This window comes from Bradyrhizobium sp. SZCCHNS1022 (assembly GCF_032484835.1).
Taxonomy (GTDB): Bacteria; Pseudomonadota; Alphaproteobacteria; order Rhizobiales; family Xanthobacteraceae; genus Bradyrhizobium.
Window position 1 is genome coordinate 1,299,421 of the sequence record NZ_JAUETT010000001.1, and the last position, 17,388, is coordinate 1,316,808.

Consider the following 17,388-nt stretch of genomic DNA (forward strand, 5'->3'; position numbering starts at 1 on the left):
ACGACTATTCGTTCTCGATCTGGTTACCGGCGATGGCGACGCCGCAAAGTGGCGGCGCAGCGACAAGGTTTACGGACCGGTGAACCTCACTACAAGCTCGCCGCGCCGTCCGAGGCCTGCTGCGCCGCGACTGCATCGTCGAAATCTCGTTGCTCGATCCGGACCGCGGCAGCCTCGATCGGCTTTCCGCCGGAGGCAGGGATGATGCGCCGGATCGCGTTGAGAGCCGCACGGTCGCAGACGAACCGGATCTCGGCAGCCGACATGCCGTCGGTCAGCTCGGCCAGAACTGCAACATCGACGTCCTTGTTCACCGGCTTCTTGCGGAGGTGAACGGCGAGGATGGCCTTGCGTCCTGTCAGATCCGGCTTCGAGACTTCGAGATGGAAGTCGAGCCGGCCGGGGCGCAGCAGCGCATCGTCCATCATGTCGAGGCGGTTGGTCGCCGCGATGATCCAGACGTCTCTTAAGGACTCGATGCCATCGAGCTCGGTGAGCAACTGGCTGACGACCCTGTCTGTGACCGGCGAACGATCCTGGCCGCGTTTGGGGGCCAAGGCGTCGACCTCGTCCAGGAAGACGATGCAGGGCGCTGCGTGACGGGCCCGGGCAAAGAGCTCACGCACACCCTGCTCGGACTCGCCGACATATTTCGACAGCAACGCTGGCCCCTTGACCGAGATGAAATTGAGGTTCGACTGCGAGGCAAGCGCCTTCACGATCAGGGTCTTGCCGTTGCCGGGCGGCCCGTAGAGCAGGATGCCGCGCGGCGGCTGCAAGCCGATCTGCTCGAACAGTGCGGGTTGACTCAGCGGCCAGGCGATCGATTCGGTCAACGTGGTCTTGATCGCCTCGAGGCCTCCGACATCTTCCCACCGCACATTGGGGACTTCGACCGCGACCTCGCGCAGGCCGGACGGCGCCACTTCGCCCAGCCCGTCATGGAAGTCGGCCATTTGCACATTCATCGTCATCAGCGCTTCGTAAGGTATCGGCCCGGTGCCGAGCGACAGATCGGGCAGTTGCCGGCGCAGTGCCGCCATCGCGGCTTCCCGGCAAAGCGCGTTGAGATCGGCCCCGGTGAAGCCATGGGTCAATTCGGCGAGGTGGTCGAGATCGACATCGGCATCGAGCGGCATACCGCGTGCGTAGATCGCGAGGATCTCCCGGCGCGCATGTTCGTTCGGAATCCCGATGGCGATCTCACGGTCGAAGCGTCCCGGGCGTCGCAACGCCGGATCGAGGCTGTTCGGCCGATTGGTCGCGGCCATCACGATCACATCGCCGCGGCTCTTCAGTCCGTCCATCAGGGACAGCAGCTGGGCGACGACGCGCTTCTCGACCTCTCCCTCCACGCGTTCGCGCTTCGGAGCGAGCGAGTCGATCTCGTCGAAGAAGATGATGCAGGGCGCGCGGCGCTGCGCATCGTCGAAGATCTTGCGCAGGCGCGCCTCGCTCTCGCCGTAGAACTTCTGGATGATCTCGGGGCCGCTGACATAGATGAAGGCCGCCTCGGATTCGTGGGCCACGGCGCGGGCCAGCAACGTCTTGCCGCAGCCCGGCAGACCGTGGAGCAGAACGCCCTTGGGCGGCGTCATGCCGAGACGCTCGAAGATCTCCGGATGCGTCAACGGCAACTCGATCATCTCCCGGACCTTGGCAACCTCCTGCTCCAATCCGCCGAGATCGTCATAGGTCACGATGTCTTCGGACTCGGTGGCGCGCTGGCCGGCGGTCCCCTCGCGCGGCCGCTCGACGGCGAGGAGGGTGTCGGGATGGATCATCACCGGGCCATCGGGCTCGGTACGGACCACATGGAAATCGCGGTGATTGCCCCCGAACAGGGCAATCCGCACGCGGTCGCCCGCCTTGACGGCGATCCCGTCCAGACGGCGCGCCGTATGCTCGATCTCATCCTCGTGCAGCGCGCCGCTTCCGAGCGGAGCTACGACGACGCGGCGCGCAACCGAATGGCTGACCTTGCGCACCGTCGCCTTCTGCCCCAACGCGATGCCGGCATTGGTGCGTCCGACGCCGTCGATCTGAATGACATGTTCGCCCCGCTGCTCCTTGAAGGTCGGCATCGCCTTGGCGACCGTCTTGCTCCGCCCCTCGATTTCGAGCACGTCGCCGGGCCCCGCACCGATGCGGCGAAGCGCCTCCGGATCGATCCGGACGATGCCGCGGCCGACATCCTCCCGGCGAGCCTCGATGACCGTCAGCAGGAGCTGGCCTTCCGGTTCCGGCGCTTTGCTCGACATGGAACTTCCCCTGTATCGTTAGGCTCATCGTCGGGTCGTCGGCGAGATCACCTCGACCTTGATGCGCGGCGGCAGAAAGCTGGTCACCTTGTGAAGGGCGCCCATGAACAGGATTCCGGTCTCGTCCTCACCGAGAGTCTCATCGATCCGCTTGGCGATGAACCGATCGCGGGCAGCGAGAAGTGCGGCGGCTTTCGCGTCGGTGCGCTCGGCTGATTGCAACAGAGCGTATTCGTCGAGAAGCAGCGCAGGCGATTCGGTCCCCACGATCGTCGCGCCGGCCTTCATGAGGCTCTCCAGGATGCGATGGTTCGGACTCCCCTTGGCCGCAAGCTCCGAGACGATCCGCGCTTCCTGGCCGCAGACCGGAAGGCTGTCCTGGTAGAGTTTGACGTGCGGCAGATCGAGCTTGAGCGCGTTGAGCATCTCGGCGATGAGGCGCCAAATGGCCTCGAATTCCGCCGTCCGTTCCGTCCACTTGCGCTCGCCATAGCGCGCGATGAAGGCGGCCTGATACGCAGGCGCTACCGAGCCCATCTCGGCGACGCTGTGCACGACCGGAACGTAGATCAACCGTGCCATCTCACCATCCGTTCCGCCGCCCGCGCGATGCGCGGGGACGTCACTTCGACTTGGTCAGCCGGACCTCCAGGACGCCGTTGCGCAGACTGATCTGCGGCGTGCCGCCAGCCAGCTTCTCCTCGATGAGCATTTCCTTGCGGTAGAGCCGTTCGCCTGTCCGCGCCTCGAGCAGCAGGATGTCGCCGTCCAGGAGGCAACGGACATCCTTGCGTTCGACGCCCGGCAGCTCGAACAGGATGACGATTTCGTCGGCCTCGTGGAAAATATCCGTGACGGGTTCGAGGAGATCCAGAGAACTCGGCTTCGGCGCTCGACGTCGTGGAGCTTCCGCACGCTGGGGCTCCTCCTCGGGCTCGGAGCGTTCGCCTGCCGCCTCGCGAAGCGTGCGGGTGTTGAACGAATATTCCATCACGCGCCCGTCCTTCTCGTGACGGCCGCGCCGCGGCAGCTGATCGAACTCGGACAGCACGTTGAAGAGGTCCGAGAGACCGCGCGCGATCTTGGTCAGGCCGGCCACGCCCGTCGTGTCGTCGCCGCTCTGTCTATCCTTGGTCATTCTGCCGCACTCCTCTGTTCCGCCGGCACTGCACCGGCACCAAGCGCGCGTTCGATTCGCTCCAACCGTTCGTCCATGGCCGCAAGCGCGAGTCGTTCGCCGGTCGGAAGGCGATCCGCACCACCGTTGTGATTCCACCAATCGAGGCCGAGCTCTCGCGCCCGATCGACCGAGCAGATGACAAGACGGATCTGGATGGTCAGAAGTTCGACCTCGACGAGCTTGACGGTGATATCCCCCGCGATGACGACGCCCTTGTCCAGGATGCGTTCGAGCAGGTCTGCGATATTCGTGCTTTCGACCGAGTGGGTCATGGAGTGGGCGGACATCGTGGCCATCCTTTATGGCGCTCCTTCCTGGAGCGCTAAATCGAGCGAAAGATCCTGGTCTGAGAAGCCGAACTGCCGCTGCAGAAGCAGAATCTCTTCGGCCTGAGCGAACAGCGCCGTCCCCACATTCTCGACCTGCGTGTCGGTCAGGCGTCCGGATTCCATGCGCCGCAGTGCTTGCCGCTCGATCACCTCGTGCAGCAGCTTGACGAGGGTGAGCACGAGACGGACGAGGCCCTGCGCGGTCGATGATCTTCCCTCGGTGCCGCTCGTGTCCCGGAGGCGCGGTGTGCCGAGTCCCATCGCTGCGGCTGCTTCATTGCCGGTCTCGCCCGAGGGGACCGGCGGCGGCGCCGGCGCGGTGTCCGGAGGCGCGAGGCCAGGCGGCTGCGGCCGCCTGACCCCGCTCGCGGTCGGACGCCCCTCCGGCCAGATCGTGTCGATGGAGCCAAGAAGCAGACGGAGATCGAGGAACAGCAATTCGACGTCGGCGACCCCGATCGTCAGATTTCCCTGAGCCGAAACGCCGCAGTGGAGAATCCGGTCGAGCGCTTCCGCCAGATCGAGACGCTGACCGTTCGACCGCGTGGTGCCGGCACGATCCGGCTCAGGAGCGATCATCACCGTTCTCATCTCCTTCACCCTCGACCTGCGCCTGCGCATGCAGCCGATCGAGGCGATCCAGCAGCTTGACCTCTCGCGCGTCGAACTCGGCCTCGGTGATCCTGCCCTCTTCGAGCGCGCGATGAAGCGCGGTCAGGTCAGCCATCGCCGATCGTTCCTGCGCCTCGAGCTCCTTCTGAACTGCCTCGTTCACCTTCTCCAGTACGAACATCAGCCCGCGCGCCGGCGCCGCCAGGAGATCGTCGATGAGAAACATGATCCTGTCCTCCGTCTGCCGTCGTCGTCCGGTCTCGATCCAGCGCCGCGGGGCGTGCCGCGCTGGATCGCTTGACGCTCACGATCTTGCTGAGAACGTGAGCCACGAGGCGAAGCGGTGCGGCCAGCAGATCATCAACGATGAACATCGTCAGGAACTCCGGGCCACCGTCTCGCGAACGAACCTCTCCGCCTATCCGTCGAGCCGCACGAAATTGTGCGGCGGCCAAGGCCCGCCGACGCTGACGACGATGTCGTCGTCGATCTGCGCCGCCGAGGCCTGGACGGTCTCTTCGAACTTGTCGATCGCCGCGCGAGGCACCAGCGCCGCGAGATTGGCGATTTCCCTGTCGCCGCGAACCGGCAACGCGATCACCTCGGCGCAGGACGAGGCCAGCGCGGCCAGGACTCGGTTGGTTCGATCCTCGCGATATTGACCCAAGGCCTCATCGACCATCTGGCCGAGCCGCACCTTTGCGTCGTGCGAAGGCGGCCGGCCGCCGCGAAAAGTTCGATCGCGCGCGATCTGCAGGGCCGGCGTCTGCGCGACCAGCCAGGCGACGGGGTCATCGACCTGAAGGGTCAAGCGCAGCCCCATTTCGACGGCCCCCGAGATCCGCTGCAACTGGGTCGACAGGCTTTCGCAGTGTTGGTCCAGGAAGGAGCGAAGGGCGGCCTCCGACTTCGTGATGGTGCCGAACGCCATCGGCAGGACGTCGAAGCGCGCATTGAGAGCGGCGAGCACGCGCTGTGCTGCGCCGATATGCCGACGCTCGGGGCGGATTGTATCGCGCCCATAGTCGCTCACGACCGCGCTCAACGAATCCGTCCCGTATCGATAGACAGGCTGGTCGAGCACGCCGGGAAGCGGCGGCGGTTCGACCGCTCCGGTGCGGCCGATGGCATAGACAAACAGGCCCATGAGCTACTCCAGTCAGCTACTCGAGTTCACTTCGGCGTGCCGGGTCACTTAATCCGGCAGCTCTTCCCTGTGCTCGTACGATCTCACGGTGAGGTCGCTGTCGAGCTCGACCGTGTAATGTTCGCGTTCGAGGACCTCTTGGGTCAGCGGCAGACCGAGCATTTTGACTTCGAGGTTCAGTACCAGGATCTCGGCTTCCGCCGTCCATCCGGTGTCGGCATGATCGTGCGGAACGATCTTGGTGATACGAACCTCCCGCGCATCGAGCTCGTGAACCAGGAAGTCCCGGATCGCGGCTCTGGCCGCGCCGAGCCTGCTGGTGGGCCTCGCCATCTCCGGGCCGAGCGGCATCTGCACCGGCGCTTTCGGCTGCTGCGGCTCAGCCGCACCGTCGATCTTGGTTGCCATCGGCTCTATCCCTCCCGTCTGCATGGATGTCCGGCGCCTCCGTTGGCGCCGCTACGCTAATGAATTGGCCGGGCTCCGGCACCCTCCCGTCGGCGGGAAGACGAGACGGAGCCCTGCTTGCGGTCGTGCATCGCCGGCGCCTCAATAGGAAAGCCGGAATTTGCGCTCGGCCCGCCGCAACCCCACGGGCGCGGGACGCGGACCTTGGACCGGCCGGGCGCGAGGCGCTGTCCCGCGCAGGTTGGCCAGGATGTCTGCGATCTCGCCGTCGATCTCGCGAAAGCGAGCGTCGATGACGTCGACCCTGCCGCGCGCAGTCCGCATCTCCTGCAGCTTGCGAGCGCGCTCCAGCTCGAGAAAGCTGATGCGCAGATAGGCCTTGTGAGCGGGGATGCCCGTATCCGATCGCCCCGTCAGGGTGCGGAGATCGGAGACGCCGCGAGGTCTTGCATGCACGGGCATGTCACCCTCCGCCATTCGATTTGGCCGCCTTGCGCTCGCGGCGCGCCTCGGCCGGCGTGGGCCCGCCGCTGGCGTTGGCGTCGGCATCCAGGCGTCGCAGCAGCCGATCGACCAGGGCTGATGACAATCCGCCTTCGCCCCGTCCAGAAACGGCTTGGCCGAGAATGTCCCGGCAGGCTCCCGCAAAGATCGGATTCTTCGCATCGGCTTCGCCGCCATGCGAAGCCAGGACGCGGGCGAGCGCAATCGAACCACGCAAGGTCGGAAAGCTATGATCCTGTCCTTCGGAGCGGCACAACCTCACGAGATCGACAATCTTCTCTGAGCGGCGGGTATCGAGGCCGGACTTGCTCGCCGTGATCGCGATCTCGGTGTCGCGGTCGCAGTAATTTACATGGATCGTGATCATGCGATCGAGCAAGGCATCCTGGGCGCGGAAGACGCCGGCATATTCAGCCGGATTGGAGGTGAAGATCGCGCGAAACAGCGGATGCACATTGAGGTATCCCTCGCCCCTGCCATGCAGCTTCGGCAGGTTGAGGACGCCTTCCGACAGGATGCTCAGGAGCGGGTTGTTCGCCTCCGGCTTGCTTCGGTTGAACTCGTCATAGATGATCGTATGACCGAGCCGGCACGCAGCCGTGATCCGATTGTCCATCCACAGCGCGCGTCCTTCCTCCTCGAGCTTGACCACCGAGGCGATGTAATTGTCGACGACGCGCGACTTGTGATAGCCGCTCTCGCGCCCGATCAGGTCGGAGCTGCCGAACTCGTGATCGCCGTGAATGAGCACCGTCGGGCGGCTCAGCTGGGTCGCGACGTGGAAGGCGAGAGTCGTCTTCCCCGTGCCGGCCGGCCCGCAGAAGTGCACGGCGTAGCCTGCGGCGAGATAGGCCAGGGCTCGCTGCGTAATGTCCTGGACCATGGGCGAGTTCACGAATGCGTCGCTCGGCCCCATCGAGATGGAGGCGTCCCCGCCGCCGAATGCCTGACGTCCTTCGTCGAGGTCGGAGAGAAGGGCGACGTTCATGCCGTCTCTCCTTCGCTACGAAGTTCGTGCGAGCCGAACTGGCCGTAACCGCGCGAATGCGGAGCCAGGATTCCACGCCACGCGACGATCGCCGCGCGGCGCTCGCGCGCATAGCCGGCTAGCCGCTCCCGTATCGCGGCAGCACGACGGCGATCGTCCTTGGCGAAGCCGCCGAGCATGGTCGCCACCCCGTTGGTGAGATCCCGCATGAATTCGGCGGCGGCCGCGCGCTGGGCGCTCGCCCGCTCGCGACGATATTGCCGCCGCGCAGTCATCGCTCGCCGGCAACGCGCCAGAAGCGACTTGATCTCGTTGCTGCGCAGCTTGATCGTCGCCACGGCCTCGTGACTTCGCTCGCGCCCGGCCCTGGTCCGCGATGCGTTCATTCCGGCGAGCAGGGAGTGTATCTCGCGATGGCGCGTTTTCGTGACGTCGTCGATGGTTGCCGCCAGCTCGCGGGCCGCGTTAGTTCGGGTTGCTTTCGCTCGCGCCAGCATCGAGCGTACCTCGGTGCGCCGGTCGCGGGTCTGCCGCTTGATTTCGGTTGCCAGCTCTGCGCGTTGCCGGCGGCCCGCCACGATGTTGGTGGCCACGCGGGGAATGTCGTCCGCTACCTTCGCCATCTTTCGTCCTCCGTTTCGAACGTATGTGGTTGCCGGGAGCGCGGCTCGGGAGGAAACGCTCTCCCGGCATCCGTGACGCCCGCGTTAAGCAGGCGCTGCCGCAGAGGCGGTGAGTCCGACCGCTTCGGCGTATTTGAGGTAGGTTTCGACCGATGCCACGACGACGCGGGCTTCGATTGTGATCAGCTCGATGCCGACCAGCGAGACCTTGACCCAGGCGTCAATCACGATGCCCTTGTCGAGGATCCGGTCGACGACTTCCGCGAGGCTCGACGAGTCCGTCGCTTTCTGTACGCGTGCCATTGAAGCTTCTCCTTACAGTGGCGGCCGAAAGAGAGCCAAAGCTCGCCGGCCGTGAACTCCCAATCGCAAATGCGATGCCAGACTCTGTTGCTTCGCCAAAAAAATAATTCTCTTCTCGATCAAGTACTTATCGTCCGGCCGCAGAGTTGAATGACAGTTATTCGCGCTTGCAGGGGTGGTGACGCCCGGGCGGCAGCGGGCATCATCCCCTCTTGCCCGGGCTTTTGCCTGCTTTCGACAACGCCGCAGCGATCCCTTCAATCCGGAATGGTTTGGCGAGGAAGCCATCGATCTCGGCGGCTTGCGCGGCTTCGGATATCGGCACGTCGTCCTCGAAATAATATCCGGACACCATGATGATCCGGATGGCCGGCTGCAGTTCCCGCAGCACCTTGATCAGCCGCAACCCGTCCATATCCGGCAGGCGCGCGTCGATGAATCCGATGGAGAAGGCCTGCTCGGCCACCAGCGCGAGAGCCTCTTGCGCCGAGCTGACGGTCGTCACGTCGCAGCCCAAATCTGCAAGCGCGACATTGAGGACCCAGCACATGTCCTGATCGTCGTCGACGACGAGCACCGTCTTCAGGGATGCGTCCTTTATCTGCTGCGCCATCTCAGCGATCCCCCTCTGCCCGATAGACCGGCAGCCGTACCGTAAACGTCGTGCCGACTCCGGCGGCTGTCCGCACCGACACGCTGCCGCCGTGCTGGCGCACGATGGAATGGGACACCGACAGCCCGAGCCCCGATCGCCGGCTGCCGCCCCGCATCGTGAAGAACGGATCGAATATCTTGGTCAGATGGGATTCCGGAATTCCCTGCCCAGTGTCCCCGATCTCAACGATCACCTCGCGGGATATCCGTCGAATACCGATCGTCAGCTGGCCGCCGTCGGGCATCGCCTGGAATGCGTTCAGCAGCAGGTTGATGACGACCAGTTCGAGCAGGTTCTGAACGCCTTCGGCGTAGATGCCGTTGGCCGGCGGCGGCGGGTCCCACTCGACATTGGTTCTCGCTGCGGCCTCGCCCGACGCGAACATCAACGCATTTTTCGCCACCTCGACCATATTGACCCGGGTCGTTTCCTTGATCGGTCCCGGCCGGGCGAAGCGCAGCAGGCTCTCGACGATGACGGAGGCGCGGTCGATGCCGCCGATGACTTTTGTGACGCATTCTTCGAGCAGGGCCGGCGAGGTGATCCCGCGTCGCAGCAGTTGGGCCGCCGCCGAGCTGACGCCGAGGGGATTGCGGATTTCGTGGGCGATGCCGCCAATGACCATGCCGAGGGCGGCGAGCTTCTCGCCCTGGCGCACCTGCTCCTCCATGGCCCGCTGCTCGACGAGATTTCGCCCGACGACGACGACGGCGGAGACCTCGCCGGTGTCGTTGGTCATTCGCGACAGCCGCCAGGAGACGGGAATCGACGTTCCGCTCCGGCAGCGCATGGGCCACTCGACCGGCTGGTTTTCGGCGATCTCGGCGATGTTGCGGAAGCAGGCCTCCACTTCGCTATTTTCCGGCTCGTCGATGTGCTCGGCCAGCCGCGTACCGCGCACTTCCGCCGCCGCGTAGCCCGTCGACTTCTCGGCCGCGGCATTCCAGGTCATGATCGCGCCCTTCGGGTCGGTCGAGATGATCAGGTCTCCGGCGCTTTCGACGATGCGGGCGAGATGCGTCTGCATCCGGCGTACTTCTTCGCTTAGTTTCAAGAGGTCCGTCACATCATCCATCACGAGAATGGCGCCGCGCGCGTCGTCCTGCAGCCGCAATGGACAGATGCTGTACGAATAGATCCGCAGCGGAACACCGGGGGCGCGATAGCTCATCCGCTGACGGTGCAGCGTATTGCCGGACGCGACGACTTTGCGGATTTGGGCTTCCAGCGCCGTGTCTTCGAACGCCGATGGGAAGATTTCCTGCAACCGGCGCCCCAAGATCGAATTCAGGGTCGCGCGCGATTTCTCGAGGAAATTGTGGTTCACGGTCACGACCGCAAGTCGCTCGTCGAGGATCAGGATCGACGACGGGATCGTCGCCATGAGGGCGTGGAACAGGGTCTCGTAATGCAGCGTCACGAGATTCATCTGTCATCCTCGGCATTATGCGACCGGCCGCGACATGGATGTCGTAGCTCCCGGTGCTTGGCCCGGGGCGCTCGCGCGCTCCAGGCAACGGATCACTTCACCTGAGGTCCGGCCGAAAGCTGAAGGGCGGCCACGGACCGGAGAGGCTGAGATTGAGCAGTTGGTTCGGAGCGCAGCCGTTCAGCGCATGGGTGCGGGCCTGCAAGGTTTGAATGTTTTCCGTGGGGACGAGAAGCGCCCAGCGGGCAACCAACTCGTTCCCGCCGCTGTCACGACCGCGCCTGGCCTCGTGCATATCGGTCGTCAGAGCCTGAATGGTCCCGACTGCGCCACGCGCCATTTCAAGCGCCTTGGCGCGTCCCAGTTCATGCAGCTTGGCGCGGTCCCGGCAGATGCGCATATAGCGCGTGCCCTTGGGCAATTCCTGCCAGCCCGGCCATGCATCGCGGGCCAACTCGTCGAGCACGCCGGGATCGGCGAGGGACGCCTTCGCCTGCAGCTCCCACTCCTGCTTGCCGGCAGTCATTTCGAGAAAACGCATGATGGTCGCTTCATGCGCATGCACGAACGCGGACAGACCAGCGAGGCTCGAATAGAGCGTACCGAAGGGTACAGGAAAGACAGCAGACCATGTCATGGTCCAGCTGACCAACTCGGCGTGTTGCCGTACGCGTGGCGCGAGCCAGGCGGCGTCGGCCAGATGCTCCGCAGCTGCGGCGCCGCAGTAGTCCTCGGCAGGAACGAGGCCTGCCACCGCCGCGACTTGTCCTGCGCGGTGAAGCAGGAGGCCCTCGCGCTCCAGCGGCGGAGCCCGGACCATGTCGTCAGCCCTGGCGAAGGCAAACAGGGTGACCACGGTCGCCGGTGGCGAGCGATCTGTGATGGCCTCGACAGGCCGCTCAAGGGCGCTCATCAAGAGCTGCCCCTTGGCGTTCCGTCAGCTTCTTCAGCTTCACGCGATACGTCTTGTAGTCCACGCCGAGGATCCGTGCCGCTTCGGCCTTGTTTCCTCCGGCGCGTTCGAGAGCGTCGAACACCGCGTCGCGTTCGATTACGTCGACTTCACTGCGGATGCGTTGGCGCAGCGAGGCCGAGGATGCGGTCATGCGCTGCTGGGAGCCGGCGCGAGCGGAACAGTCCCGGCCAAGGCTGCAGGCAAGATGACTCGGCATCACGTCGTCGGTGGCGAGGAGGACAGCCCGCTTGATCACATTGCGCAGCTCGCGCACATTCCCCGGCCAGCGGTGGGACTGGAGCAGATCGATCGCCGCCGGCGAGATGTCGATCGGCGGACGATTGAGCGCCTCGCAGGCCTGCTTCAGGAATCGCTTCGATAGATAGGGAATGTCTTCCGGCCTCGTGCGGAGCGGTGGCAGGGTGATGACATACTCGGCCAGACGGAAGAAGAGATCCTCCCGAAAGCTCCCGGCCCGAGCGCGCTCCTCCAGATCGTCGTTGCTTGCGGCGATGACGCGCATGTCGACGTGGATCGGGCGCGTGCCTCCGACGCGGAAGATCGTATGCTCTTCGAGGGCTCGCAGCACGGCCTTCTGTCCGCTCAGGCCGAGATTGCCGATTTCGTCCAGGAAGATCGTTCCGCGGTCCGCGGCTTCTTCGAACCAGCCATGGCGACGCTCGTGAGCGCCCGTGTAGGCGCCCTTTTCGTGACCGAACAATTCGCTGTTGGTGAGCGTTTCGCCGATCGTCCCGCAGTCGACGACAACGAGCGGCTGCTCGGCCCGGCGACCATGCTGATGAAGGCAGCGCGCGACGATCTCCTTTCCGGTGCCGGTCTCGCCTTGGATCACGACCGAATAATCCGTCGAGACGACCGCCTGGACCTGGCAAATCAGATCCTCGATCGCCTGGCTCCGCCCCATGGCTTCGGTGAGAGTCGCGGCGACGCCGCTCCGACGCCTGCGATCGGCGCTGCTCCAGCCCTTGAGCGCCCGGCGGACGATGTCCATCAGATGTTCGTTACGGAACGGCTTTGTAATGTATTCGAATGCGCCGCTCTGCATTGCGCTCACGGCACCCGGAATGCTGCCGTGGCCTGTGACGATGATCACAGGGAGATCCGGCGCGAGACGTCTTAGCTGTCGCAGCACTTCGTCGCCACCAAGTCCAGGCATGCGCATGTCGAGCAGTACGGCATCCGGCATCCGGAGCGAGGCGGCTGCCAAGCCTGCTCCACCTGCGTCGGCTTCCGCGACCGTAAAGCCGGCGCCGACAAGGATGTTGCGCATCACCCACCGCATATCCTCATCGTCGTCGATCAGAAGAACCGTGGGCTGCTGCGGCATCAGGTAGCTCCGTCGTTGCGACGGGAGGGCCGGTAAAATTGAGGATAACGTATGTTATATTCGTGGTTGTGTCGTGTCAACGAGAGTCATCAGGAGTCGTGTATTAATTTATTTCACGAACGTGACTCGCTCATCTTATGGAGCTACGGGGACACTACTGGCTTCTAGGATTTTTGACAGTATATAAGCTCTGCGTCGCCGCTAAGCAGCGTGCGAGTTCTGCTCAATTCTCAATATTCTATTACGATCTATGGTTTGATATAGATAAATCTTCTACTTAGAAGGGTTGAGACGCTCGGAACGACCCCCGCCACGGACAAGCCTCAGCAAATTGATGGCTCTTCAGCGTCGCCGCCTATTCGCCATGAATATGTCCGCCCTCCCTCTGGGGTTGGCCACTTGACGAGTGGTGGCCAACCGTCGGCGGCGTCGGCCATGCGCAGCTCACGCATCCATGTCGCGCAGGTGCTGACGATTGCGCAGCACGATCTGCCGGGCACCGGAAAACCCGAGAACGCCCTCGGCATGGAGCTGGGACAGCGCGCGGGAGATCGTCTCCAGCGTCAGGCCGAGATAGTCGCCGATATCGCGCCGGCACATCGGCAGCGCCAGCATGCCGGCCCCGGCGAGCCGCCGGTCCATCTCCAGAAGGAATGCCGCGACCTTTTCCATCGCGTTCTTGCGACCGAGCAGCAGCATATGGTCTTCGGCATGCTTGAGCTCGGCGGCGGTCATGCTCCACAATTTGCGCGCCACCTGGACCTCGGTGGTCGCTGCCTTTTCGAGGCTCGAGCGCTTCACCAGGCGTACGGTCGTGTCGACAATGGCTTCGGCCGTCAGGCGGTGGGCCGTGCCGGCTTCGAGACCGAACACGTCGCCCGGCACGTGGAAGGAGCCGATCTGGCGCCGTCCGTCCGACAGCAGCTTGTAGGTCCGGACCGAGCCCGAGACCACCTGATAGACATATTCGGCGGTCTCGCCTTCGCCGAAGATCTCCTCATCCTTCTTGTAGGAGAACTCGCTTGCGACCAGGCCTGCGATCGCTGCGAACTGATCGGAAACGCGGGACACGGACGGCACCGGCTTGTGGGTGACGAGCGGACGGACGTTGAGGGCGGCGGTGAGCATGGCAATCTCCTGTTGATGGAGATCAATTACGCGAGCCGCGCCTGCGTGGAAATTTCGGCAGAATTCTTAAGGTGGTCTCCCTACGTAGATATCCTGAGCCCAACCGCGGCCGAATGTGCCTGCAAGGGCTTGATTCCGCAGCGCCCGGGCACCCGCCGCGGCGCGTTCATTTGACCGAGCGGATGTAGTCCGCCAGATCTGCGACATCTGCCTGATTGAGCGAGACCTTCGGCATGTTCGGATGGGGCAGGAGCAGCAGGAAGGCCAGCCTGTTCTGATCGAATTCCGGAATTGTCGCCAGATAGCTGAACGGCGGCGCCCGATCGGTTGCACTCGTCTGCCCGCTTTCGACGAGATGGCAGCTCGCGCACCAGCGTTTTGCGATGTCTTTGCCATGGGCTGCATCTGCGGCCGCACAGGGTGCGGCAATCGCGAAGACGCAACATGCGACGGACAAGAGGACGGTCGAGAGTCTGAAGGCTTCTGTCATACCGAGGGTTCCATGCGTTTGATGCCTGACCTCAACGGAAGCGGCGATCAGTCTGTCGGCCAACCGAATGGCGTGCACGAGGCTGGAACTACGACGGGAAATCGCCCGGAGCCACCTTCACACGATCTGCATGGAGAGACCAGTCATGGGTGCCGTGGATCCGGCAGAATCGTTCCTTGGCTTTCTGTTCGGCCTCGCGTTCGCTTCCCGCATCGAGCTCGACGGCATTCTCGCAGATCTCGCAGACTTGGCCGTTTTCGCCGAGGATGTCCTTCATGAATCGAACGATGAAGCGTGGCATGCGCAACCTCCTGTTCACAAACAGGTGTGATCGGCGAGCTCCGCCATCAAGCCGGTCACGGCCGTCAATTGATCGCAGGATGAATAGGAAAGAGCAGGGTGACGGACAGGCGGGCGCCTGGCGGCGCGGCCCGCGAGGTGTCGTCGAAGCAGGAGCTGCACATGAAAGCACTTGTCTATCTCGGACCCGGAACCAAAAAAGTCGAGGAGCGGCCGAAGCCGGCCGTGGTCGACGCGACGGATGCGGTCGTCAGGATCACGAAAACGACGATCTGCGGGACGGACCTTCATATCCTCAAGGGAGACGTTCCGACCTGCGCTCCAGGACGTATCCTCGGCCATGAAGGGGTTGGCGTCGTCGACGCGGTCGGCGCGGCCGTGACTGGCTTCAAGCCGGGCGACCACGTCCTGGTTTCCTGCATCTCGTCCTGCGGCAAGTGCGACTACTGCCGGCGGGGGATGTACTCCCACTGCGTGACCGGCGGCTGGATTCTGGGCAACAGGATCGACGGGACGCAGGCCGAGTTCGTCAGGATCCCGCATGCGGACACCAGCCTGTACCACATTCCGCCCGGGACGGACGAGGAAGCGCTGGTGATGCTCAGCGACATCCTTCCGACCGGCTTCGAATGCGGCGTGCTCAACGGCAAGGTGCAGCCCGGTTCGACGGTCGCAATCGTCGGCGCCGGGCCGATTGGGCTTGCCGCTCTGTTGACCGCGCAATTCTATTCGCCCGCGCGGATCATCATGGTGGACATGGACGACAATCGGCTCGAGGTCGCGTCACGTTTCGGCGCGACGGATGTCATCAACAATGTCGGCGGCAAGGCCGCCGACAGGATCATGGAGATGACCGCTGGCCGCGGTGTGGACACCGCGATCGAGGCGGTCGGCGTTCCCGCCAGTTTCATCACCTGCGAGGACATCGTCGCGCCGGGCGGGGTGATCGCGAATGTGGGCGTGCATGGCGTCAAGGTCGACCTCCATCTGGAGAAGCTCTGGGACCGCAACATCGCCATCACCACCAGATTGGTCGACACCGCGACGACGCCCATGTTGCTCAAGACGGTTCAGTCCGGGAAATTGGATCCGACGCGGCTGATCACCCATCGCTTCAAGATGGAGCAGATGATCGAGGCCTACGATACCTTTGCCAACGCCGCCAGGAACAACGCGCTGAAGGTGGTGATCGAAGCCCAGTCTGGCTGACATTCGAACTGAGCCCGGATGGTCCTGCCCTGGACGCTTGATCGCGTCCCGGTCGACGCTTTTCCTTCGTCGGTTCGAACGCGCGGCGGGTCTTGCCAACGCGCGTCGTCGTGAAGGCGAGCGGGGAGGCGTCGATCCGCCGCAGCGGGAACGCTGGTTGGGAGTTGAGCGGAAAAGGATTATGATCGGCTGCTTCAGAGCGGAGCGTCGCCGCGGTGGCTGCGCTGTTCAATCCAGTAGGGTTTGCGAAAGCGGCTGCATGGTTGGAGCGCGGACGAGCCAGACCCATCCTCTGGAGATCGCCGAGGTGCGGGCGAGTCCCTCGCATGGGCGGATCGGGATCACCTTCTGTCCCGGCAAGCATGACAGCGTCGCGTACACCGGGGCCTGGGCGCGCGAACTCGCCGCCGATCTCGACGTCATCGCTGCCTGGGGCGCGCGCGTGGTGCTGACGCTGGTCGAGCCGGCCGAGCTCGCAGCGCTCAAGGTGCCAAATCTCGGCGCTGAGGTCCGTGCCCGCGGGCTCGACTGGTGGCATCTGCCGATCCCGGACTATTCGGTGCCGCCTCCAGGTTTCGAGGCGCAGTGGCAGAGCCATGGCCGCGAGATCCGCGCGCTTCTGCGCCAGGGCGAGGATATCGTCGTGCATTGCAAGGGCGGGCTCGGCCGCGCCGGCATGATCGCTGCCCGGCTGCTGGTTGAGCTGGGCATGCCGCCCGAGCAGGCCATTCGCGAGGTTCGCCGCGTCCGTCCGGGCGCGATCGAAACCCCGGCGCAGCTCGCTTTGGTGAAGCGGACGAAAGCCATCGACGATGCCGATGAGGAGGTCCTCGACATCGCCTCGATGCAGAAGATCGGCCGCGGCATGGGCAGTCATCCCGCCGGCATCTATCAGGACGCGGCGGGCCGGCGGTTCTATGTGAAGTCGCTGGAGTCGGCCGCGCATGCGCGCAACGAGATCATCGCGGCCAGGCTCTATCGGCTCGCCGGCGCTCCGACGCTCACTTACATCAAGACCAAGGCGCCGGATCAGGTCGCGACCGTGTTGGTTGCGCTCGCGAAGCGCCATGTGTCGGAGCTCAGCGCGGACGAGCGCAGAGCGGCGCAGTGCTGGCTCGGCGTGCACGCCTGGACGGCCAACTGGGATGCGGCGGGATTCGAGGGCGACAATCAGGGCGTCGTGAACGGGGTTGTCACGACGCTCGACGTCGGCGGCGCGCTCGAGTTTCGCGCGCAGGGGGACCCGAAAGGCAAGGCATTCGGTCCGCGCGTCGGTGAACTCGATACACTGCGCACAGATCCCGACAATCCGCATGCGGTCAGGCTGTTCGGCGACATGAGCCTCGCTGCGATCGAGGACGCCATCGCCGTGGTCACCCGCATTCCCGACGATGCGATCCGGACGGTGGTGACTGCGCATGGCGGCAGCATTGGACTGGCCGAGAAGCTGATCGCGCGCAAGGCCGACATGGCGGCGCGGGCGAGCGCAGCAGGCCGTCACGTCGGTTGATCGGGAGCG

The 17,388-nt window shown here is 64.4% G+C and carries 21 protein-coding genes; 2 read left to right on the top strand and 19 right to left on the bottom strand.

What is annotated here, in order from left to right; all coding sequences use genetic code 11:
* Positions 1-89: 89 nt before the first annotated feature.
* From QX071_RS05815 to QX071_RS05905, 19 genes are all read right to left on the bottom strand, one after another.
* Positions 90-2,261, bottom strand: a complete 2,172-nt coding sequence (locus QX071_RS05815) for a CDC48 family AAA ATPase (protein ID WP_315701841.1) — start codon at positions 2,259-2,261, stop codon at positions 90-92.
* Positions 2,262-2,285: 24 nt separating this feature from the next.
* The gene (locus tag QX071_RS05820; protein ID WP_315701840.1) at positions 2,286-2,843 is read right to left on the bottom strand and encodes a hypothetical protein; all 558 of its coding nucleotides are present in this window, start codon (positions 2,841-2,843) and stop codon (positions 2,286-2,288) included.
* Positions 2,844-2,883: 40 nt separating this feature from the next.
* Positions 2,884-3,399, bottom strand: a complete 516-nt coding sequence (locus QX071_RS05825) for an Hsp20/alpha crystallin family protein (RefSeq protein ID WP_315701839.1) — start codon at positions 3,397-3,399, stop codon at positions 2,884-2,886.
* Entirely contained in the window at positions 3,396-3,728 is a 333-nt protein-coding gene (locus tag QX071_RS05830; RefSeq protein WP_315701838.1) for a gas vesicle protein, read from the bottom strand. The genes QX071_RS05825 and QX071_RS05830 overlap by 4 nt, the downstream gene beginning before the upstream one ends.
* Before the next feature lie 12 nt (positions 3,729-3,740).
* Positions 3,741-4,349 (bottom strand): gas vesicle protein GvpJ, encoded by a 609-nt coding sequence (gene gvpJ, locus QX071_RS05835; RefSeq protein WP_315701837.1) that lies wholly within the window; start codon positions 4,347-4,349, stop codon positions 3,741-3,743.
* The gene (locus QX071_RS05840; protein ID WP_315701836.1) at positions 4,336-4,608 is read right to left on the bottom strand and encodes a gas vesicle protein GvpG; all 273 of its coding nucleotides are present in this window, start codon (positions 4,606-4,608) and stop codon (positions 4,336-4,338) included. The genes gvpJ and QX071_RS05840 overlap by 14 nt, the downstream gene beginning before the upstream one ends.
* A 192-nt stretch (positions 4,609-4,800) precedes the next feature.
* Positions 4,801-5,529, bottom strand: coding sequence for a GvpL/GvpF family gas vesicle protein (locus QX071_RS05845; protein ID WP_315701835.1), 729 nt, complete (start codon positions 5,527-5,529; stop codon positions 4,801-4,803).
* A 48-nt stretch (positions 5,530-5,577) separates the two neighbouring features.
* A complete protein-coding gene (locus QX071_RS05850; protein ID WP_315701834.1) occupies positions 5,578-5,937 on the bottom strand; it encodes a hypothetical protein in 360 nt (119 codons plus the stop codon).
* Positions 5,938-6,078: 141 nt separating this feature from the next.
* Positions 6,079-6,399 carry a hypothetical protein gene (locus tag QX071_RS05855; RefSeq protein WP_315701833.1) on the bottom strand — a complete coding sequence of 107 codons (321 nt, stop codon included), beginning with the start codon at positions 6,397-6,399 and terminating at the stop codon, positions 6,079-6,081.
* Between the two features lies 1 nt (position 6,400).
* Complete coding sequence (gvpN, locus tag QX071_RS05860) at positions 6,401-7,429, bottom strand: gas vesicle protein GvpN (protein WP_315701832.1); 1,029 nt, start codon at positions 7,427-7,429, stop codon at positions 6,401-6,403.
* Positions 7,426-8,022, bottom strand: a complete 597-nt coding sequence (locus QX071_RS05865) for a hypothetical protein (RefSeq protein ID WP_315701831.1) — start codon at positions 8,020-8,022, stop codon at positions 7,426-7,428. Before QX071_RS05865 ends, gvpN begins: the two co-directional genes overlap by 4 nt.
* Positions 8,023-8,136: 114 nt before the next feature.
* Entirely contained in the window at positions 8,137-8,355 is a 219-nt protein-coding gene (gene gvpA, locus QX071_RS05870; protein WP_253707812.1) for a gas vesicle structural protein GvpA, read from the bottom strand.
* A 202-nt stretch (positions 8,356-8,557) separates the two neighbouring features.
* The gene (locus QX071_RS05875; protein WP_315701830.1) at positions 8,558-8,968 is read right to left on the bottom strand and encodes a response regulator; all 411 of its coding nucleotides are present in this window, start codon (positions 8,966-8,968) and stop codon (positions 8,558-8,560) included.
* A gap of 1 nt (position 8,969) precedes the next feature.
* Positions 8,970-10,439, bottom strand: coding sequence for a PAS domain S-box protein (locus QX071_RS05880; RefSeq protein ID WP_315701829.1), 1,470 nt, complete (start codon positions 10,437-10,439; stop codon positions 8,970-8,972).
* Positions 10,440-10,536: 97 nt separating this feature from the next.
* Positions 10,537-11,352 (bottom strand): GvpL/GvpF family gas vesicle protein, encoded by an 816-nt coding sequence (locus tag QX071_RS05885; RefSeq protein WP_315701828.1) that lies wholly within the window; start codon positions 11,350-11,352, stop codon positions 10,537-10,539.
* Positions 11,339-12,742, bottom strand: a complete 1,404-nt coding sequence (locus QX071_RS05890) for a sigma-54 dependent transcriptional regulator (RefSeq protein WP_315701827.1) — start codon at positions 12,740-12,742, stop codon at positions 11,339-11,341. Before QX071_RS05890 ends, QX071_RS05885 begins: the two co-directional genes overlap by 14 nt.
* A 444-nt stretch (positions 12,743-13,186) precedes the next feature.
* Positions 13,187-13,870 carry a helix-turn-helix domain-containing protein gene (locus QX071_RS05895; RefSeq protein ID WP_315701826.1) on the bottom strand — a complete coding sequence of 228 codons (684 nt, stop codon included), beginning with the start codon at positions 13,868-13,870 and terminating at the stop codon, positions 13,187-13,189.
* A 166-nt stretch (positions 13,871-14,036) separates the two neighbouring features.
* A complete protein-coding gene (locus tag QX071_RS05900; protein WP_315701825.1) occupies positions 14,037-14,423 on the bottom strand; it encodes a c-type cytochrome in 387 nt (128 codons plus the stop codon).
* Between the two features lie 25 nt (positions 14,424-14,448).
* The gene (locus tag QX071_RS05905) at positions 14,449-14,661 is read right to left on the bottom strand and encodes a hypothetical protein (RefSeq protein WP_315701824.1); all 213 of its coding nucleotides are present in this window, start codon (positions 14,659-14,661) and stop codon (positions 14,449-14,451) included.
* A 161-nt stretch (positions 14,662-14,822) separates the two neighbouring features.
* Between QX071_RS05905 and QX071_RS05910 the strand changes: the two genes are divergently transcribed.
* On the top strand, positions 14,823-15,869 hold the full coding sequence (locus tag QX071_RS05910; protein WP_315701823.1) for a zinc-dependent alcohol dehydrogenase family protein: 1,047 nt from the start codon (positions 14,823-14,825) through the stop codon (positions 15,867-15,869).
* A gap of 259 nt (positions 15,870-16,128) precedes the next feature.
* Entirely contained in the window at positions 16,129-17,379 is a 1,251-nt protein-coding gene (locus tag QX071_RS05915) for a cyclin-dependent kinase inhibitor 3 family protein (protein ID WP_315701822.1), read from the top strand.
* Positions 17,380-17,388: the final 9 nt, after the last annotated feature.